This is a genomic window from Leucobacter sp. VD1 (genome assembly GCF_037150695.1).
Taxonomy (GTDB): Bacteria; Actinomycetota; Actinomycetes; order Actinomycetales; family Microbacteriaceae; genus Leucobacter.
Genome location: NZ_JBBCPO010000003.1, coordinates 509,968 through 530,291, shown reverse-complemented (window position 1 = coordinate 530,291; position 20,324 = coordinate 509,968). Strand labels below are relative to the sequence as shown.

The 20,324-nt window shown below is 66.0% G+C and carries 15 protein-coding genes; 10 read left to right on the top strand and 5 right to left on the bottom strand.

Annotated elements, in window-relative coordinates:
* Positions 1-24: 24 nt before the first annotated feature.
* Both WFL22_RS11385 and WFL22_RS11380 read right to left on the bottom strand, forming a co-directional pair.
* Positions 25-525: a DUF3237 domain-containing protein gene (locus tag WFL22_RS11385; RefSeq protein ID WP_336651774.1), complete on the bottom strand. Its 501-nt coding sequence runs from the start codon at positions 523-525 to the stop codon at positions 25-27.
* Positions 522-2,303, bottom strand: coding sequence for a CocE/NonD family hydrolase (locus tag WFL22_RS11380; RefSeq protein WP_336651775.1), 1,782 nt, complete (start codon positions 2,301-2,303; stop codon positions 522-524). The genes WFL22_RS11385 and WFL22_RS11380 overlap by 4 nt, the downstream gene beginning before the upstream one ends.
* A gap of 276 nt (positions 2,304-2,579) precedes the next feature.
* Here WFL22_RS11380 and WFL22_RS11375 point away from each other — a divergent pair, with 276 nt between their 5' ends.
* Entirely contained in the window at positions 2,580-3,149 is a 570-nt protein-coding gene (locus WFL22_RS11375; RefSeq protein ID WP_336651776.1) for a TetR/AcrR family transcriptional regulator, read from the top strand.
* Between the two features lie 400 nt (positions 3,150-3,549).
* Here WFL22_RS11375 and WFL22_RS11370 read toward each other — a convergent pair whose 3' ends face one another.
* Positions 3,550-4,158, bottom strand: coding sequence for a TetR/AcrR family transcriptional regulator (locus tag WFL22_RS11370; protein WP_336992856.1), 609 nt, complete (start codon positions 4,156-4,158; stop codon positions 3,550-3,552).
* A 111-nt stretch (positions 4,159-4,269) separates the two neighbouring features.
* Between WFL22_RS11370 and WFL22_RS11365 the strand changes: the two genes are divergently transcribed.
* The 8 genes from WFL22_RS11365 (at position 4,270) to WFL22_RS11330 (ending at position 13,515) form a co-directional block, all read left to right on the top strand.
* The gene (locus WFL22_RS11365; protein WP_336651778.1) at positions 4,270-5,271 is read left to right on the top strand and encodes a phosphotransferase enzyme family protein; all 1,002 of its coding nucleotides are present in this window, start codon (positions 4,270-4,272) and stop codon (positions 5,269-5,271) included.
* 67 nt (positions 5,272-5,338) lie between these two features.
* Complete coding sequence (locus WFL22_RS11360) at positions 5,339-6,607, top strand: aspartate aminotransferase family protein (RefSeq protein WP_336651779.1); 1,269 nt, start codon at positions 5,339-5,341, stop codon at positions 6,605-6,607.
* Positions 6,608-6,668: 61 nt separating this feature from the next.
* A complete protein-coding gene (locus WFL22_RS11355; protein ID WP_336651780.1) occupies positions 6,669-7,631 on the top strand; it encodes a helix-turn-helix domain-containing protein in 963 nt (320 codons plus the stop codon).
* A gap of 395 nt (positions 7,632-8,026) precedes the next feature.
* Entirely contained in the window at positions 8,027-8,845 is an 819-nt protein-coding gene (locus tag WFL22_RS11350; RefSeq protein ID WP_336651781.1) for a MoaF C-terminal domain-containing protein, read from the top strand.
* A 46-nt stretch (positions 8,846-8,891) separates the two neighbouring features.
* Positions 8,892-10,073, top strand: coding sequence for an ABC transporter substrate-binding protein (locus tag WFL22_RS11345; protein WP_336651782.1), 1,182 nt, complete (start codon positions 8,892-8,894; stop codon positions 10,071-10,073).
* A gap of 124 nt (positions 10,074-10,197) precedes the next feature.
* On the top strand, positions 10,198-11,073 hold the full coding sequence (locus WFL22_RS11340) for a branched-chain amino acid ABC transporter permease (protein WP_336651783.1): 876 nt from the start codon (positions 10,198-10,200) through the stop codon (positions 11,071-11,073).
* Positions 11,060-12,823 carry a branched-chain amino acid ABC transporter ATP-binding protein/permease gene (locus tag WFL22_RS11335; protein WP_336992855.1) on the top strand — a complete coding sequence of 588 codons (1,764 nt, stop codon included), beginning with the start codon at positions 11,060-11,062 and terminating at the stop codon, positions 12,821-12,823. The genes WFL22_RS11340 and WFL22_RS11335 overlap by 14 nt, the downstream gene beginning before the upstream one ends.
* Complete coding sequence (locus WFL22_RS11330; RefSeq protein WP_336992853.1) at positions 12,820-13,515, top strand: ABC transporter ATP-binding protein; 696 nt, start codon at positions 12,820-12,822, stop codon at positions 13,513-13,515. Before WFL22_RS11335 ends, WFL22_RS11330 begins: the two co-directional genes overlap by 4 nt.
* 708 nt (positions 13,516-14,223) lie before the next feature.
* Here WFL22_RS11330 and WFL22_RS11325 read toward each other — a convergent pair.
* Positions 14,224-15,783: a chitinase gene (locus WFL22_RS11325; protein WP_336651786.1), complete on the bottom strand. Its 1,560-nt coding sequence runs from the start codon at positions 15,781-15,783 to the stop codon at positions 14,224-14,226.
* A 352-nt stretch (positions 15,784-16,135) separates the two neighbouring features.
* On the opposite strand from WFL22_RS11325, the gene WFL22_RS11320 reads away from it, so the two are divergent.
* Positions 16,136-18,394 carry a glycosyltransferase family 2 protein gene (locus WFL22_RS11320; RefSeq protein ID WP_336661109.1) on the top strand — a complete coding sequence of 753 codons (2,259 nt, stop codon included), beginning with the start codon at positions 16,136-16,138 and terminating at the stop codon, positions 18,392-18,394.
* Here the strand turns inward: WFL22_RS11320 and WFL22_RS11315 are convergent.
* On the bottom strand, positions 18,378-20,255 hold the full coding sequence (locus WFL22_RS11315; protein ID WP_336651788.1) for an FAD-dependent monooxygenase: 1,878 nt from the start codon (positions 20,253-20,255) through the stop codon (positions 18,378-18,380). The genes WFL22_RS11320 and WFL22_RS11315 overlap by 17 nt on opposite strands.
* Positions 20,256-20,324: the final 69 nt, after the last annotated feature.

Below are 20,324 nucleotides of genomic sequence, written 5' to 3'. Positions count from 1 at the left end.
GCGCGATCCCGCCCCCGCCGCGCATCATCGCACCGCGAAGACCCGGATGCACACCTGCGGCTCGCCGTTCTCGCCCTCGCCGTCGCGGGCGAGGCCGATGAACTGGTGCTCGGCAAGCCAGCGATGCGCCGGCGCATCGGTCTGGAAGACCGGAGCCGTGCGGAAGTACAGGCCGGGCTCCCCCTCCGGCACCTGCTCGCCGCGCTCCATGCGCGCGATCAGCTCGTCGGTGGCGCGGAAGTAGCCCCGGTTGAGCACGTCGATCACGGCTCCGTCGTCGGCGCGGATGAGATAGCGCGCCTCGAGCTGCGCCGTGCCCGAACGCTCGACCGCCCAGTCGCCGCCGCCCGCGAGCACTTCGCCGTTCAAGCGGGGGCCGGCGACGCTGCCTCCCGAGATCGGAGTGAAGGTGAGCACCTCGTCGGAGCTGCGGCCGATGCGCAGATCGGGGTCGATGGTCGCCCGGATCTCGAAGACGTACTCGAGACTCGGCTCGGGCAGTGCGGGGGTCTCTGCTGCGGTCATGCGAGTGCTCCTTCCAGCACGGGGATGTCGATGGCGAAGGCGTCGGGGCCCCCGATCGTGATGGTCTGCGTGTTGGGGAGCATCCGCTCCCCCTCCGTCCACGGGTCGGCGCCCGTGCCCGGCTGCGGGAGGAACTCCGGGTAGTCGCTGCTCGACACGTGCACCCGCAGCCGATGCCCGGCGCGCAGCCGGTAGCCCACGTGGCCGAGGTCGATGTCGAGCACTCCGGGCCGCGTCGCGTCGCGCAGCTGCAGCTGGCCGCGCGCGATCCTGAGCGCGGAGCCGTCGGGCGCCACGTCGAGCAGCCGCACGAAGCAGTCGGCGACGGGCCCGGTCGAGCTCAGGCCGACCCGCGCCCGGACCGGCCCGGCCAGGTCGACGTCGGCCGGCTGCACCGGCCCGTCGAAGACGAGCACGTCGCCGCGGGCGCCGATCGGCGCCTCGTCGGGCAGGTGCAGCAGGTACGAGAAGGCGTCGGGCACGCTCGAAGGCACCGGATCCGCGGGATCGTGCACCCAGCTCTCAGCCTGCGCCGCACCCGGCCGCTGCACCGCCAGCCCACCCTCGGCGGTGGCGAATCGCGTCTCGACGCGCACCCCGGACGGCGGCCACGTTGCATCGCTGCGCAGCTCGTCGGTGCCCGCGAGGTTCCAGTTGACGCGGGGCACATCGCCCGGGCGGCCCTCGCCGCGCACGAAGACCTCGAAGAACTCCAGCGCCGGGTCGAGATAGGCGGGCAGCATGGCGCGCACCTGGGCGGCGCTGCGATTCTCCACCCGCTCCTCTGCCGACTCCAGCAGCGTGTGATTCTCGTGATCGATGGACTCGATGCGCAGATAGTGGTGCGCATCCCAGTGGGGGTGCTGCGCGATCTCGGCCACATCGGCCCACGAGAGCGGAGCGCAGTTGTCCCACCAGCCGATCGTGTGCAGCACCGGCACCGAACGCCCCGCGAACGGGCTCCCCAGCGGGAAGCGCGGCAGCGTCACCGGGTGCGGCGTCCACTGGTCGTACGAGATCGAACGACGACCGCGCTCGGCGATGAACGCCTCGGCCTGCGCTGCGAAATCGCGCCGCGTCCAATCCGGCTCCCACAGGTAGGTGTCGTTGCCGAAGAAGTGGGTGAGCGGGTAGAGATTCGTGATGCCCATCTCCACAGCGCGCGTGCGATCGCCCGGATCGCGGTGCACGGGCTCCCCCAGCCGGGTGCCCGTGACGCGCGGCGCGATCGCCTTCAGCGCGGGGTGACCGCTCGCGGCCGCCGCCCACTGCGTGTACCCGTAGTAGCTGTCGCCCCACATCGCGACGCGGCCGTTCGACCAGGGCTGCTGCACGATCCAGTCGAGGGTGTCGGAGCCGTCGCGCACCTCGTTAACGAAGAGCAGCGCGTCGCCCTCCGAGCGGAACTTGCCGCGCACGTCCTGCGCCACGACGCGGTACCCGCGCGCGGTGAAGTACTCGGCGATGAGCGGGATGAAGGTGTACTCGCCGCTCTTGTCGTAGGGCAGGCGGATCAGGATCGTGTCGCCGGGGGTCTCGTCGCGCGCCGTCGCGGCGTCGGCCACCGCCCCGGGCCCCATCTCCGTGCCGGCCTCTGCTGCGCCGGCCCCCGCTGCGCGCTGCGCGGCGGACTGCGCGGAGCGTTCCGCGGCGGACTGCGCGAGCGCCGGCAGGTAGACGTCGGCGGCGAGGTGCACGCCGTCGCGCATGCGCACCCGCTCCTCGCGAGCGAGCGGGCTCACGGGTGCCGGGCCGAGGCGATGGTACTGCGTCGTCATGTCGCTCCTTCGGGACGTGGTTCGGTGGCGGCCGGGGCGACGGCGAGGGCTGCGCGGCGACCGGGAGGAACCCGTCTGCGCGGTGCAGCACGGCCTCCCCTCGATGCGAGGCGCCCTTCGCCGGGTGAACCCTGCGACCGGGTGAGACCCAAGCTAGGGGGTGGAAAGCAATTTAGTCAAGTCTGACTAGACAATTTTTGTTCGCCGCAAGATCCCGCTATTCTTCGGGGAGGCGCCGCGAGCCCCGCGACCGCCCCAGCACCGAAAGGAACGCGCATGGCCCGCCCCTCTGTCGCCGACGAACGCCGCGAGCAGATCATCGAGGCCACGCTGCGCACCATCTCCGAGCACGGCATCAGCAAGACCACGCTCGACCGCATCGCCGACACCGCGGGCATGTCGCGCGGGCACGTGCGGCACTTCGTCGGCAACCGCGACCGACTGCTGCTCGACGCGGCCCGCGCCTTCTACGCCGACGAGAACGGCGAGCCCGCGATCCTGCCCGCCGCCGTCGACGACCTCGACGGCGCACTCGCCTTCCTCTTCGGCGGCGAGTTCGCCGCATCCACCTCGGAGAACGCGATCGTACTCGCCTTCGTCGAACTGGCGCGCACGAACGCCGATATCGCCGACGTGCTCGCGGCGTCGTACGCGTCGACCCGCGAACGCCTCGCCGCCTACATCTCCCGGGCGAAACCGCACGCCCCGGCCGCCGCGCGCGAAGCCGCCGCGCAGGGCGTGCTCTCCACCGCGCTCGGCAACGTATTCATAGGCGACTTCGACCGCGACGAGGGCCGCACCGTGCGCGCCCGCGCCGCCGTCGACGCCCTGCTCGCCGCGCTCTAGCACGCAGCCCGCTCTGCGGTCCGGCCCCGCGCCGCCCCGCCCCGGCCTGGCCCGGCTCGGCGCCGAAAGGCGAGTTTCGCACGCCCTCCCCCGCCTGAGCATGCGTTATCCGCCTCTCGGCCGCAGATTGCCTTAATCCCGCCTTGCCCCGCCTAACCCAGCCTTGCGCCACCAGCCCCGCCGAGCCCCGCCCCACCGCCCAAATGGGGGTCACTTTTGGCCGTGTCGCGGCATGACACGCGACCAAAACCGACCCCGATTTCGGAAGGGCGGGGCGCATCTGGCCGCAGCGCAGCGGCAGCGCAACGGCAGCGCAACGGCAGCGCAACGGCAGCGCAACGGCAGCGCAGCGGCGGCGCAGCGGCGGCGCAGCGGCGGCGCAGCGGCGGCAAGCCCGCGGCTACCGCGCGGCGAGGCCGTCGATGAGGCGGGCGAAGGCGGCGAAGGCGCGATCGGCGTCGCGGTGGCCGGCGGCGACGCCGGTGGCGGCTTCTCGCAGGGCGCCGACGAGCAGGGCGGCGACGGAGTCGGCGTCGATGCTCGTGTCGACTTCGCCCGCGGCCTGGGCGGCTTCGAGGGTTTCGCGGATCATGATGATGCTCGCGCCCGATCCGATGCCGCGCTCGGCGCCATCGGCGATCAGGGTGGGGCCTGACACGTTGTAGAAGTGGCCGATGCGGGGGCCGTCGGCGAGGTCGAGCATGGCGCGGGCGTGGGCGACGAGGCGGCCGCGCCAGTCGTCGGCCGCGGATACGGCGGCGCGGGTGCGGTCGACGAGGCCGTGACCGAGGCGGGCGTAGGCGGCGCGCAGCAGTTCGTCGCGGCCGCCCGGGAAGTAGGCGTAGACGGTGCCGCGGGAAACCCCCGACTCTGCGGTGACGCGCTCGATGGTGGTGTCGGCGAGACCTGCCTGGCCGATGACGGCGAGCACGGCGTCGACGAGTTCTTCCCGCGTGCGCTGCTGGCGTCGTTGGCGCAGCGTGGGGGGCGCGGTGGAGGCGGATTGCATGCCCTCAGTGTAGAAGCCGAAGCCGCACTTGTGCACTCCGAGTTCGCTTTCTATACTCTGAGTATAGTTTTCTGTCGGGGTCACCCGGCAGCGCCGGCCGGAAGGACCCGCATGATCACCGTCGATCTCCCCGTCGCCATCGAGCTCGCCCGCGAAGCACTCGCCGGATACGACCTCGACCCCGGCACCGAACTCTCCCTGCTCAAGCAGCGCGAGAACTTCGTCTTCTCCCTCACCTCGGGCGGCACCGACTACGTGCTGCGTGTGCACCGCCAGGGCTACCACTCGGATGACGAGCTCGGCTGCGAGCTCGACTTCGTGCGAGCGCTGCACGGCGAGGGCGTCGCCGTGCCACACTTCGTGCCCGCCCGCAACGGCCGCGGCTTCTGCGTGGTGGGCCGTGACCACGCCGCGGGCGCCCACCAGGTCGACCTGCAGCACCTCATCCCCAACCACGGCAACTTCGGTGACGAGCGCACAGCGGTCGCCGGCACCGCCCACATCGACACCGCCGACTTCGCCGAACTGGGCCGCCTCACGGCCAAGGTGCACGAGGCCACCGAGCGCTCCGGCTACCGCATGGCGGTACCCCGCGACGATTGGGATCTCGACGGGCTCGTCGGCCCGCAGCCCGCCTGGGGCGATCCGCTGCGCATTGCCGAGCTGCAGGGCGAGGAGCGCGACGCGGTGGTCGCGGCAATTGCTCGGATCCGCGACGAACTCGGCGCGTACGGCACCCCTGCACACCGTTTCGGCCCCATCCACGCCGATCTCACCCCCGAGAATGTGCTGCGCACCGACGACGGCCTGGTGCTCATCGACTTCGACGATTTCGCCGCCGGTTGGCACCTCTTCGACCTCGCGACGGCGCTCTACTTCTTCACGCCGCACCCGCGGTACGCCGAGTACCGCGACGCGCTCTTCGCAGGCTACGAGTCGGTGCGCCCGCTCGACGCCGCAGATTCTGCGGTGTTCCCTGCGATTCTGCTCGCCCGCGGTCTCACCTACCTGGGCTGGGCGGCGGATCGCCGCGGCGAGCCCACGGCCGAGTGGCACGCCACCACGGTGCTGCCCCACATTGTGCGCCTGTCGCGCGAACTGGTCGCCGCCTGACGCACCCCGTCGCCGCTCGACGCACCACTCCCCAATCCGCCAAGCTTTCCCACCCGAGGAGCCCCATATGACCTCCACCGCCGCACTCATCGAGCGCCGCAACCGCACCATCGGCCCGTATTCACCGCTGTTCTACTCCGAGCCGTTGCAGTTCGTGTCAGCGAAGGGCGTGTGGTTCACGGAGGCCAGCGGCGAGCGCTACCTCGACGGCTATAACAACGTGCCGCATGTGGGCCACTGCAATGATCGCGTGGTGGCGGCCCTCGCCGAGCAGGCCGCGACCCTCAACGTGCACACCCGCTACTTGAACGAGCGGGTGGTCGACTATTCCGAGCAGCTGCTCGCAACGTTCGACACGGTCCTCGATCGGGTGTTCTTCGGCAATTCAGGGTCGGAGGCTAATGAGCTTGCGATCCGCATTTCCCGGCAGCTCACCGGCAACACGGGCATGATCGTGTCTGATTACAGCTACCACGGCACCACGATCACGCTCGCGGGCCTTACGACGGGCCTGAAGACCGCGACACCCCTCGACCCGAATGTGCGCCCGCTGCGGATCCCGGATCTGGATCGCGATCCGCGCCCCGAAGCCGAGGTGTTGGCGGAGACGCTCGCCGAGCTCGATGCCGCGATTGCGTCGCTGCAGGAGGCCGGCTTCGGAGTGGCGGCGTGCCTGTTCGATCCGCTGTTCTCGACCGAGGGGATGCCGCGGGTGCCTGAGGGCTTGCTGCGCGGCATCGCGGCGCGAGTGCAGGCTGCTGGCGGCATGGTGATCGCCGACGAGGTGCAGAGCGGTTTCGGTCGCACCGGCACCCACATGTGGGGCCATCAGTATGCGGGTCTTACCCCCGATCTGGTGACGATGGGCAAGCCCATGGGCAACGGTCACCCGATGTCGGCTGTGGTGACGAGCGAGGCCGTTCTCGATGCTTTCGGCTCAACGAACGAGTTCTTCAACACCTTCGCGGGCAACCCGGTGTCGGCTGCTGTGGGCGAGGCCGTGCTGGTGGAGATGGCCGAGGAAGGTCTGATGGCCCGCGCGCAGAGCCTGGGCGCTGTGGCGGCTGAGCGCTTCCAGGGTTTCGCGGATCGCTATGATTTCGTGCGCTCTGCGAAGGGTGTTGGCATGTTCTTGGGGCTCGATTTTGCGATCGATGGGGAGCCGGCGCCGCAGCTCGCGAAGCAGGTTGTGGAGGCGATGAAGGCGCGCAAGGTGCTGATTTCGCGGATCGGGCGCGACGAGAGCGTGCTGAAGGTGCGCCCGCCGCTCGCGTTCGGCGAGGCTGAGCTTCCGATGCTGCTCGACACCCTCTCGGAGGTGCTTGCGGAGGTTTAGGCGGTATCCTCGAATCAGAGTGTTGCTTCAAGGGCGTTGCATCATGAGAAAGGTGAATGACATGCCAACTGCAGAACAGCAGAATGTCTCTCGCGCTGAGGCTCGGCCGACGCAGGCCGAGAGCCTGGGCGTGTTCCGCCGCATGGTGTCGTCTTCGTTTGTGCCACTCGAGATCAGCGCCGAGCAAGGTCAGCCCTTCGCGGCGCGCCTCTGCTCCGCGGATGCCGATGACGTGGTGTTCACCGAGGTTGTGGCGAAGCCGCACCTGGTGGAGCGCACTCCGGAGACGATTGCGAACGGTGGCAGCGGCTACTACAAGGTGAGTCTGCTGCTGTCGGGCAGCAGCATTCTGGTGCAGGACGGCAAAGAGCTGGTGATGCGCCCGGGAGATCTCTCCGTGTACGACACGTCACGGCCGTATTCGCTGCTGTTCGGTGAGGATTTTCGCAATCTCATCATGATGTTCCCGAAGGATCGGCTTGAATTGCCGAGCGCGTTCACAGAGCAGCTGACCGCGGTGTCGCTGAGCCAGGAGCACCGCGGCATCGCCCCGGTGATCACGGCGTTCCTGTCCCAGTTTCCGTCGCAGTTGGCGCATCTGTCGGGCCCGGTTCGCGCGAAGCTCGCGCACACGAGTCTCGACCTGATGGGCACGCTGTTTTCGAGCATTCTCGATGCCGAACCCGGTCAGCGCGATCCGCATCAGCTGCTGCTGCAGAAAATCTACGGGTACATCGATCAGCATCTCTCCGCCACTGACCTCTCCCCCGGCAACATCGCCGCCGCTCACTACATCTCCACCCGCCACCTGCACTCGTTGTTCAGGCAGGCCGACACCACGGTGTCGACGTGGATTCGCGAGCGCCGGCTTGAACGCTGCCGAGCCGACCTGCTCGACCCCGTGCTCAGCGACCGCACGGTGTCGGCGATCGCGGCCCGTTGGGGCTTCACCGATGCCGCGCATTTCAGCCGCGTGTTCAAGGCCGCGTACGGCGTTTCGCCGAGTGATCTGCGGCGGATCTGAAGCACCTCCGCTTCGCGTTTCGGCGCCGGCTGCTGCGAATGCTGCGCGCGCCGCTCAGGCCCGCGCCCAGTCAGATATCTGCGCGGGCTGATCTGCCCGCGCGCCCGATCCGCATCTCATAGGCAGCGCTTGTGGCGCGCCCTCGTGCGGGCCCGAGGCACCCCGCGTGCAGACCCGAAGCGTGCCCGCGCAGGCCCGATCCGCCCCCGCGAAGCATCGCGCACGCAAGCCACCGAAACCGAGTCGTGATACTCGTTGACCGATAGCGCACGATCATTGTCGCTGGCGGTGCTCGCGGGCCACCGAAGCTGCCGGAGTGCCTACATTGAGAATCGTATTCCGGATGTTGCGGCCTCCGCAGCGCATTCCGACTTCATCAAAGGAGACGAAGAAGAATGACCGAACCTCAGATCGCCGACGCCAGCGACGAGCGCCGCGGTGTCGACGAGTGGGCCACCTACGACGAGTTCGCAGCCGGCATCGACACGTACCGGCTGCCGAACGTTTCGCTCGAGGGCCGCCGGCTGGCGCTCACCCTCGACGATGGCAGCTCGTTCACCGTCGACTTCGGCACGGAGCGGGCGAGCTGGAGTGCGAGCGGGAGCATCGCCGCTGACGGCACCGACGACCCCTACGATGCCGTGCAGGTGCGCAGCGATGTGTTCTTCGTGAATCTGCCGCTGGAGTCGCGGGATCGCGAGGCCGTCACCGTGGTCTGGTCTGAGCGCACCGGTCGCGCGATCGTCACCCACTCGCACATCGACGCCGAGCGCGTAGAGGGCGAGCCGCAGGTGAAGCAGGACTTCTTCGCAGCCGAGGTCGAGGGCATCGACGCGACAGGCGACACCCCCGCAGAGTCACGCGACCTGATCGGCATGCGCAACCTCTACCGCTACAGCCCCGAGCACCTGTACGAGCACGTCTACATGTCGACCGAGCGCTACGCCTGGCAGAACCTGCAGGGCGTGCAGCGCGGCCACGGCGACATGGACCTGTCGACGGTGTGGAAGCTCGATGACGGCCTCTACCTCTTCTGCTTCCGCGAGTTCCGCATCTCCGTCGCGAGCGTGTGGCTGCACGATCTGGGCTACCAGCTCATGACCACGGGCATCTTCCTCGGCATCAACGGCAGCGGCGAGTCCGAGCACTCGCGCGCCGGCGGCCACATCTACCCGCTGGGCAATGTCAAATACCCAGATATGCAGCCCGTCTGAACCTGAACTTCACCAATCCCCTTCACTCATCCGAGAGGACACACCAATGAAATCACGCATCCTGGGTGCCGCCGCGCTGACCGCGACGGCCGCGCTCGTGCTGAGCGGCTGCGCGGGCAGCGACGGCGGCGGTGAGGGCGCGCCGATCAAGCTCGGCTCCGTCAACACCATCTCCGGCCCGGCAACCTTTCCCGAGGCTTCAGAGGCGGCGGCCGCGGTCTTCGACAAGGTCAATGCCGAAGGCGGCATCAACGGCCACATGATCGAGTACAAGGCCACTGATGACAAGGCCGACCCGGCCACCGCTACCGCTTCGGCGCGTGAGCTGGTCGGCAGCGACGAAGTGGTCGCTCTGGTCGGTGGTGCCTCGCTGCTCGACTGTGAGATCAATGCGAAGTACTACGAGCAGGAGAATGTGCGCTCGATCCAGGGTATCGGCGTCGATCCCGGCTGCTTCAACTCACCCAACATCGCCCCCGCGAACATCGGCCCGTTCAACGACACCACGCTCACCATGCTGTACGGCTCGGAGGAGCTCGGCCTTGAGAACCTCTGCGTGCTCACCAGCGTGATCGGGTCGACCGGTCCCGCTTACCAGGCCGCAGTGGATCGCTGGAGCGAGATCACCGGCAAGAAGCCCGTCTACGTCGATGACACCGTGCCCTACGGCGGTGCTGACTACACGCCATACGTGGTGAAGGCTCGCGAGGCCGGCTGCGACGGCGTGGTCACGAACAACGTCGAACCCGACGCGATCGGCATGCTCAAGGCGGCAAACCAGCAGGGCTGGGACGACGTCACCTTCCTGATGCTCACCTCGGTCTACAGCGAGAGCTTCGCGAAGGCTGTCTCGAACAGCGCCGCCGGCGTCTACGTGCCCGCCGAGTTCTACCCCTTCACTGAGGACAGCGAAGTCAACGCCGACTGGAAGGCACTGATGGAGGAGAACGACATCACGCTCACCTCCTTCAGCCAGGGTGGTTACTTGGCTGCGACGTTCATGGTCGAGGTGCTGCAGAGCATCGAGGGCGACATTACCCGTGAGAGCGTCAATGATGCCCTCGCCAACATGGATCCGATCGAGAACCCGATGATCGCCTACCCCTACCAGTTCGACAAGATCGCCGCGCAGGATTACGAGCCCGGCGGCTGGCCCGTCGTGCTGAAGTCGGGCACGAACGCCTGGGAGAAGGCAGCCGAAGACTGGCTGATGATCCCGGCGAAGTAGCGGCCGGTTCGCAATCGCACCCGGTGCGGCTGAAGCACTCGCTTCGGCCGCACCGGGCACTCCGTTTCAGACCTCGAAGGATTCCCATGCTTCTCACTTCCCATCGCACGCCGGGGAGGCACCCGTGAACGGCGGGGCCCTGCTGCAGGGCGCGCTTTCGGGCCTCGCCGCCGGCGGCGTCTACGCCGTGTTCGCGGTGACACTCACGCTCATGTCTCGCCTGGTGCGCGTCGTCAATTTCGCGCAGGCGGCCACGGGCATGTTCGCCGCGTTCGTGGCGGTCTGGTTCGCCAGCAAGCTCGGCCTGCCGGTCTGGCTGGCGACGATCGCCGGGATTCTGGTGGGCGCGCTGCTGTCAGCGCTCATCGGGTGGATCGCGGCAACGTGGCTTTCGGATGCGGATCTCTCGACCCGATCCGCTATGACTGTGGGGCCGTTCCTGCTGCTGATGTCGCTCTCATACATCTTGTTCGGCAACAAGCCGCAGCCCTTCGCCCCGATCTTCAACGGCCCCGCGTTCACGATCTCCGGGGTGGTGGTGAGCTGGGTCACCGTGATCACCGTGACGCTTGCGGTGATTGTCGCCGTGGCTGCGGCGCTGGTGCTGCGCAAGACCACGATCGGCACGAAGCTGCGCGCGCTGTCTGATCGCCCCACCACGGCCGAGCTCATCGGCATTTCGTCGAAGCCGCTCGCCATCGGGGTGTGGGCGGTAACCGGCGCCGTCAGCGCGATCACGATCCTCATCATCGCCCCGACGCAGTCAAACGACGCGGTGACGCTGTCGATGCTCATCATTCCCGCGGCAGCTGCGGCGCTGCTCGGTGGCTTCAAGCGGCTGGATCTCGCAGTAGTCGGCGGTTTGCTGCTGGGCCTCATCAACGGCATGGTGGCTCAGATCAACGAGCTAGCGCTGGTGCGCAACTTCGTGCCGCTCATCTTCATCGTCATCCTGCTGCTGTGGTCGCAGCGAAAGGAGGTGTGGGATGCTGCTCGCTAATCGGCGCCTGCGCACCGTTCTGCCCCTTGTCATCGCGATCCTCGGGATCGGGATCGGCTGGGCCCTGAGTGTCGGGCTCTCCGGATACGTTGTCTACCTTGCCATCAGCATGGTCACTGCGACGATCTCGCTGCTCGGCCTCGGCATCGTAACCGGCTCGGCGGGGATCATCGCCCTCTGCCAGCTCACCTTCAGCGCCATCGGCGCGTGGGTAGTCACGTTCCTGAACAAGAACGAGGCGCCTGGCGGCTTCATCGTCTGGCTAGTTGCGGGCGCACTGGTCGCCGCTCTTGCAGGCGTACTACTGGGGCTTCCGGCGCTGCGACTGCGCGGCGTGAACCTGGCCGTGGTGACGCTGGGCGCTGCCGCCGCTGTCGACGTGCTGCTGGTGCAGACGCAGTTCCCGGGGCAGCAGGACGGGCTCTCGGTGGAGCGTCCCGGCCTCTTCTCGAGCGACCGCGAGTACTTTTTCTTCGCGGTGATCGTGCTGGTGGTCTGCATTTACCTCGTGTTCCTGCTGCAGCGCAGCCGGGTGGGCAGCAGCTGGAAGGCTGTGGCGTTCTCCGAGCGCGGCACTGCTGCTGTGGGCCAGAGCGTGCGTTTGGCGAAGCTGTCAGCGTTCGCGATGAGTGCGGCGCTCGGTGGCGTCTCGGGCGGTCTGCTCGCGGGCCAGGTGGGGATCCCCTACGCGTCGAGCTTCACACCGCTGATGTCGATCGCGTTCTACATCCTCGCGGTGATGAGCGGCACCTACCTGATCGACATGGCCATCTTCGGCGGCGTGCTGTGGGTGCTGGTGCCCGAACTACTGAAGCGCTGGGGCGTGCCGCAGGACTGGGGCTTCGTGATCTTCGGTCTGCTCGGCATCCAGGCGATCACCGGTGGATCGAACCTCGGCGAGGTGATCCGCGGTGGCTTCCGTAAGAGCGCGAAGAAGCGCCGTGCGGCCCAGGCCGAGACCGCGTCGAACGATGTGGGCACCACGGCGCTCGATGTGTTCGCGGTGCCGGAGGCGGCGGAGCCGATTCCGGCGGATGCGGCCCCGGTGCTCGAGGTGCGCAGCCTGGGCGTGCAGTTCGGCGCACTGAAGGCGAATGATGATGTGTCGTTGCAGGTGCGGCCGCGCTCCATCATGGGTCTGATCGGCCCGAACGGTGCCGGCAAGTCGACATTCGTCGACGCGGTGAGCGGCTTCCTGCCGCAGCACACCGGCACGGTGCTGCTCGACGGCGAAGACATCACCCGGCTGTCGCCGGTAGCGCGGGCCCGGAAGGGGCTGCGTCGCACCTTCCAGCAGGATCGGGTGCCGCCGCAGCTGTCGGTGGAGGCGTATGTGCGTTTCGTGGCGCGCAAGCGTCTTGACCATGATGAGCTTGCTGACGCGCTCGCCTTCTTGGGCTGCCCGCCTCCGGAGGAGCAGCTGGCGAACGTCGACGTGGGCACGAGACGTCTCATCGAGGTGGCGGCTGCGGTGCTATCCGGGCCTCGGGTGCTGATTCTCGATGAGCCTGCGGCTGGCCTGTCGCACGAGGAGCATCTGCAGTTCGGGCATCGACTGACACGCATCCCGTCGCGTTTCGACACCGCGATCGTGGTGATCGAGCACGATCTCGATCTGGTGCGCTCGGTGTGCACGGAGCTCACCGTGCTCGACTTCGGCAAGGTGCTCGCCCAGGGCCCGACGCGCGAGGTGCTTGACGATCCCGCGGTGGTCGCCGCGTACATGGGAGATGCGGAGATAACGCAATGAACGAACTGCGGTTGAGCGGCGTGACGGTGCGCCGCGGGGCGGGCCCGGTCGTGTCGGATGTCGATCTGACACTGCAGGAGGGGCGGATCGTCGCTCTCGTCGGGCCGAACGGTGCCGGCAAGACGAGCCTGCTGGAATCGGTATCGGGAGTGATCGATCACTCTGGCGGCGATATCACACTCGGCGGCGAGTCGATCGCGAAGTGGAGCCGGGTGCAGCGCTCGCGTGCGGGCATCGCCCATATCGAGCAGGGACGCGCGATCTTCCCGTCGCTGACCGTGCGCGAGAACCTGCTGCTCACCGCGAAAAACGATGCGGGCGTGCAGGCGGTGTTGCAGTCGTTTCCCGAGCTTGAGAAGCGCATCGATTCGCAGTCGGTGCTGCTGTCGGGCGGCGAGCAGCAGATGCTGGTGCTCGCCCGCGCGTTCGCATCGAAACCGCGCTTCCTGCTGATCGACGAGATGTCGCTCGGTTTGGCGCCTGTGGTATTCATGCGGTTGCTGCCGCTGATTCAGCAGATTGCGGCGTCCGGGGTGGGAGTGCTGCTCGTGGAGCAGTTCACGCATCTCGCTCTCAGCATCGCCGACGACGCGATGGTGGTGGCGAGCGGCCGGGTGAGCCACCCGCAAGGGCCGGCGAAGCAGCTCGCCGACGATGAGGCGCTGCTGCGTCAGGCGTATCTAGGCGGCTGAGTCCGCACGCACCAAAGCCTCCCGCCCCTGGTAGTCGAAGGGGCGGGAGGCTTTGGTGCGTGCGGCTGCTTAGACGGCTGCCGTGGAGTTCTCTACGCCTCGCGTCTGCGGCGATCGAACAGTGAGAACAGCACCCCACCGGCGCTCAGCGCCGCACCTGCAACACCGGGCATTGCCCCGCCTGATCCGCAGCATCACCACCCTCAACCACCTTGTTCACCCGCACCGCACCCCAAAATGTCCTCGCAAAAGCGGGCGAAATCGCGTTGCGGTCGTAGTGCAGAGCCGCATGGTGGGTGAGCGTTTCATTCGAGGACGTCGAGACAGCGTGAGATCAAGCGGCGAGTGCCCACCCGCAGCAGAAAGCTGCGCGCAGCCAGGGTCTTCAAGCATCATGATCACAAACCCCGGCGACACATCGATGGAAGAGTCGATGCCGGCGAGCAGCTCGGTCGGCTGAGCCGACGGCGGACGCAACGTCACGCTCGGCGCCGGAGTCGCCACATAGACGAGCCCCGAGGGCAACATTTCGAAAAGACCAAAACTGAACGGGGCAGCCGAAGGCGTCGGCTCCGACAGCACCTGCACAGTGAGCGATCCCAAACGATCAGTGTCAATATCAGCCGATGCGGCATGCACGGCACTCGCGCCGCCCACCGAACACTGTGAGATAGAGGTGCAGCTCGGAGCTTTCCGAGCGAAGGCGTTTCAATTTTCAGGATCAGCTGAAACTGGAGCTTGCTGGCTGACGAGGGCTTCAATCTCTGCCTCCGTGAGCGCTCGCCAGGGAGACTCCTGCGGCTGCACGAGGGACTCGTCGGGGCTGTCCCCCACAGAGAACCACTTTGCCTCGTAGCCCTCTCCATCAAACATCACGCGGTCTCCGCGCCGATATTCAATGTCTTTGCTCCACGACGGATAGGTCGCTTCGGGGAGCCGAAGTCGCTGCTGCGGCTTTTCGCCCGGGAGGACAGGGCCGATGAGGTGCCAGGGTTGTGAGCCCGAGTCATTGGCGAGATCTGGCTGATCGCCCTCGGTCCACCATTTGGCTTCATACACGTTGCGTTTCCAGACGATCTTCGTCTCAGCAGGATACGCAGCCTTCTCGTTCCAGATCGGGTATGGACTGGTATCAGGATCGTCCTTCTGGGATACATCAGCACGAGCGGTATCCACAGCTTCCGCGATCTGGGAGATTTCGCCGGGGCGATGTTTGCTCAGGATCCGCGAAAAGTCTCCCCGCTCCTGTTCGACACCGCTGCAGGAATCCGAGACCTGTTTCGGGTCCGGCCAATTGTCAGCACACTGCTGATCACGATTGGCCGACCACATCGAAATCCGTCCCAGGCCCTTACGATCTGCGAACTCTGACAACGCTTGAGCGTCGGCGAGCGTGAAGCGCTCGTTGCGGGTGTCGTTCTGGCCGATCATTGGGGTCGCCGACACCTTGCTCCAGGCAGTTGCGTCGCCCATCGGCGCATTCACCTCTGCGTACAGTGAGCGCAGCTGTGCCTGCGTTGCTTGCAGGCTACGTTCGACCAGCTGGCGAAGGGGGGTCTTGCTGTCAGAACCGTAGTTCATGGTCATTGCGTTGATCCCAGCGAGGTCAACGTTCGCTTCCAGGTAGGTGCGCACCGCCTGCACACCATCGGAGGTAAGACCATCTGGCGACACCGGCAAGGTCAGCCAGACATCGAGCCCGCCTTCTCGAGCATTCTGCACCTGACGAATGGCCGCAGCCTGCCTCGCGATGCCGCCACTGTCGCGGAGGAACGCACCCTCGATGTCGATGTCAATGCTCCCCAGGCCATAACGCTCAACGACGCTCGAGTAGCCCTCGACGAGCAACTGAATATCTGTGCACCCATAGGCGATGTCGTAATTTGCTTGGCCCCCGAAGGAGACCATGGCCGTGCCGCCCAGGTTGCGCAGACGCTGCAATCTGCGGTCAAGATCAAGCGAGTACTCGGCTTCGTCAAGACTGTAGTAGCCGCCCCACGAAGGGGAGCAGGTGTTGGCTGGGTCAGCGACGATGAAGGAAAGCACGACGTTCTTTCGACCATCCTCGCGCGGAGACTCGAATGGGAACGTGGGCGTCGCGGTCACGTCGACGTATGCATCGAACCAGGGGGTGCGCTCGGCAGCTGCTTTCACGTCCTGCTCATGGGTCCAGCCGTAGAAGGCCGCGCCCGTCAAACTCGCCACGACGAGGATCAAGATTCCAAGCCGCGTCCACGAAAGCTTGCGCCCCGGAAACCACCGTGCCATCGACCGCTCCTCACACTGGTCGGTATCCGACGGACAGTGTCACCTTCACTGGGTCGGCCCCTCGACTATGCTATATGGTGCGCGAAGGCGGGTAGTGTCGCGAGTCGACAAGCGCCTTTCGTTGGTACCCAAATGAGCGGAGTCGCTCACTGACCATCGTCGAACGAGACACAGGTCTGCCGAGGAGGCAATGGTGGAAGAACCCCAGGCAGAGCTGCCTCGGCGTAGGCGACAGTGGGGCGCAGAGCGCCGCTCGGAGCCGCTCGCGATCATGCACTCGAGACCGAGCAAGTCGGCAATCGTATGGGCTCGAGCGGCAATCCTGATCACGATTCTCGCTTGGTTCTCCTATATGACCACCACCATCCTGCGCATGACGATCGAGGATCCCTCGCAGTCGTTCGTGTTTCATGTGCAGACCTGGGTATACGGCATCACGATCACCTCATTGACTTATTCCGCGCTCATGTACCTCATTGCTCGGTATGGCGCCCTGATCCGGTTTCGAGAGCACCGGCGCGTGGAACGGGCACTCATTGACGCCCACTTCGCCGAGTCGGAAGCTGACATCACCGTCTTAATTCCGAGCTACGACGAAGAGCCAGAGGTCGTGCGGTACACCCTCTGGTCGGCCGCGCTCCAGGAGTTCCCCAGTTTGCGCGTTGTGCTGCTGATCGACGACAACGAACGCGGCATGAGCGAGGATGCCCTGGCTCGCCTCAATCGCACCCGTGGGCTTCTCGGCGAGATCGCTGAGAAACTTGAGGTGCCTCGACAGCAGGCGATGGACGCGATGCGCCACTTCGAGACCACGACGCAAGCGGAGACCGTTCCCGAGGATGCGCGGCGCGCAGCAGATGCCTATACCGCTGCAATCCGATGGCTCGATGAGTTCGCAGCCTCGGAGAAGATCGAAGACCACATGGCTGAGTTCTTCGCAGAGCAGGTGCTCCTGGGCCTTTCGAATGACCTGAGCCTCACTCGCCTCGCCCTTCTCGCCGCCTACGAGCAACATTCCTCGCCTGACCGAGAACGCCTGCAGCAGCTCTATCAAAGACTCGTATGGATCTTCAGCGCAGATCTCGACTCCTTCGAGCGGAAGCGATATGCGTCGCTCTCGCAGGAGCCGAACAAGGCGATGAACTTGAACTCGTACCTCTCGCTCATGGGAGGGAGCTATCGCCTTTCCAGCGGGACTGGAGAACATATTCTCGAGCGCCTGCGTAAGCGCGACGCTGGAGAGCCTGATCTCGTGGTTCCCGATTCACGCTACGTGCTCACGCTCGACGCAGACTCACAGCTCCTACGTGACTACTGCGTTCGGCTGGTCTACCTGTTGGAGCAGCCCGAGAACGAGCGCGTCGCCGTCACTCAAACCCCCTACTCCTCGTTCCGTGGCGCCCCCACACGGATTGAGCGGATCGCCGGTGCAACAACTGACCTTCAGCACATCCAGCACCAGGGGTTCACCTATTTCAACGCGACCTTCTGGGTGGGTGCCAACGCAGTCATCCGCAAAGCTGCGCTTGACGATATCGCGGTTACCGAGACCGTCGGCGGCTTCGAGATCACCACCTACGTGCAGGACCGCACAGTCATCGAGGACACCGAGTCGAGCATCGATCTTGGCGCACACGGCTGGGAGCTGGAGAACTATCCCGAGCGCCTCAGCTACAGTGCGACGCCGCCCGACTTTGGTTCGCTCGTTGTTCAGCGCCGCCGATGGGCGAATGGCGGGTTGCTGATCATGCCGAAAATGTTCGAGATGATCGGAGCGAGAAGAGGCACCTCGACCCGGGTGCGTCTCCCCGAAAAGCTCCTCCGAACCAACTACATGTCGTCCATTGCCTGGGCGAGCTTTGGCCTCATTCTCCTGCTCTTTTTTCCGTTTGACTCGCGCCTCCTCAGCCCTCTGGTCGTTGCGGCGGCGCTGCCCTACTTCATTTCTCAGTCTCTCGATCTCCGCGCGAGCGGCCATCGAGTCGGTGACATCTTCCGCATCTACGGATTCAATCTCATCCTTCTTCCTGTCAACCTCGCTGGGGTGCTGAAGTCTCTGCAGCAGGGCGTGACAGGGCAGAAAATCCCCTTCGCCCGCACGCCAAAGGTCAAGGGGCGTACGTCTGCGCCCGCGACCTACGTGATACTGCCTTACGTCATTATCGCGTTCTCAATTGTTACGGCCTACCGAGACTTCAACCAGGGGAACTGGGGCAACTTCGCCTTCGCGAGCTTCAACGCCGTCATGGCGACTTGGGCGGCCATCTCCTACATTGGACTTCGCAATTCGATCGTCGACGCGGTGCTCGGTCTCGTCAGTTGGCTGTATGTCGCACCCAAACCACCGCGGAAGCCCAAGCAAAACCTCGTCGACCCCGATGCTCAGGTCAACTGGCAAGCCATTCTCTATCATGGCGACCGTCGACTGAGCCGGGACCTCGTTCGGTCAAGCGACCGGCGTCGCCGTCTGGGCACCGTGCGAAGTCAATTGCGAGACGGCGCAAAGCCCGAGAAAGCAGCGATCCTTGAAGGCGCCCAAGAGATCACCGTAGCGAGCCCCGAGGTTGTTGCGGATGTCGGAGTGAATCGTAGTCTCACTCGGCGGCCGTGAAAATCGGCTCGAAGAACGCGGCGAGTTCGTCGGTCGCCGAGAGCGGCAGCACCGTCGCGACATACTGATCGGGCCGCACCACCACCACGGCACCGTCGCGGCTCACCCCGCGCTCGTCGAAGATGTCGTTGCCCGGAATGGCAGCCCACGTCTTCTCGTAGTTGATGAGCTGGAACGGCCCGCGGCGCGGCATGAACAACGCCGGCACACGGCCCAGATCGATGTCGTGATACCCCTCCTGGTAGACCGCCTTCACATCGAAGCGGCTGTCGAGGTCGGCGCCCGTCGGAGTGAACCGGCGCACCGGGGAGTGCTCCGACGACAGCATCCACTCAGCCCACCGATTCAATGCCTCGGCGCCCGCATCGGCGAAGGCGTAGATGCGGTATCGCCCATCCGCGCGGTGGTGATGGCCCAGATGCGCAAGCACACCATCGGCAACCCGCACCGCCTCAGCAGACTTGAAGCGCTTGCCCACCGGGAATCCCGTCGCAAGACCCTGATGGGCCCCATCGCCGGTGAGCGTCGACGGCCCGTACTGCGTCATAAAGCCAGCCGGAAACTCGGCCGTCGCGATATAGAAATCCTCAAGCTCACGCGGCGACGCGAACTCCTCAGGCTTCTTCGCCATCAGCGTCGACCACTCCTTGTCGAAGTCGATCAGATTCTGCGCAATCACCCGCCGCTCCTCAGAATAGGTCTGCAGCAGCGACTCGGGGCTGCGACCCTCAAGCACATAGCCCAGCTTCCACGCCAGATTCCAGCCATCCTGCAACGACACATTCATGCCCTGGCCCGCCTTGGCGCTGTGCGTGTGGCAGGCATCGCCCGCGAGAAACACGCGCGGGGCACGCCGCCCGCCCTCGTGCGCGTCAGCATCATCGAAACGGTCGGTGAGACGGTGCGCCACCTCGTAGACGCTCCACCAGGAAACATCCTTCACATCGAGGGTGTACGGGTGCAGGATCGCATTCGCCCGGGCCGCGATCTGCTCGACCGAAGTCTGACGCACAGCCCCATTGTCGTGCTCACCGGTCTCGCCGAGATCGACGTACCAGCGCACCAAATAGTTGCCCTCGCGCGGGATCACCAGAATGTTGCCGCCGTCACCCGACTGAATGATGCTCTTTCGGCGAGTGTCCGGGAAATCGGTGACAGCGAGCGCATCCATCACACCCCAGGCGTGCATCGCCTGATCGCCCGCCAGTCGGCCCCCGATCGCTGCCCGCACGCGGCTGCGTGCACCATCGGCGCCCACCACATACTTCGCGTGCACCACTCGTATGCTGCCCTCGTCGGGGCCGGCCGTGCGCCGCAGCGTCACCGCCACGGGATACTCGCCTTCACCGACCTCAAGCCCTTCGAACTCGTAGCCGTAATCGACCCGCCCCCGCGCCGGCGAACGCTCTGCGAACTCGGCGAGGTAGTCGGCCACGCGCGTCTGATTGACGATCAGCTGTGGAAACTCACTGATGCCGATGAGGGTGTCCGGTGTGGTCGAGCTGCGGTGGATCTTGTGCGGATCCGCCGGGTCCGGCGTCCAAAACTCGGTATCGACAAGCTGGTATGCCTCCTGGATGATCTGCTCAGCGAAACCGAACGCCTGAAACGTCTCCACGCTGCGCGCCTGAATCCCATCAGCCTGACCTACCTCCAAGCGACCAGCCCGTCGCTCCACGATCCGCGTGGTGACGCCCGGAAACTGTGCGAGCTGCGCGGCTGTGATGATGCCGGCGGGGCCCGAGCCCACGATCAACACATCGACCTGTTCGGGCAGCTCGTCCGGTCGGTCCAGTCCGACCCCCGCAGCCGGCTCGATGCGCGGATCGACAGTGGTGTACCCGTTGTGGTGGAACTCCATCGTCCCACTCCCTTCTGTTCAGTGGTCGGCACCCGACCCTCGGCTCGGCAAACGAATCCACCCAGGCCC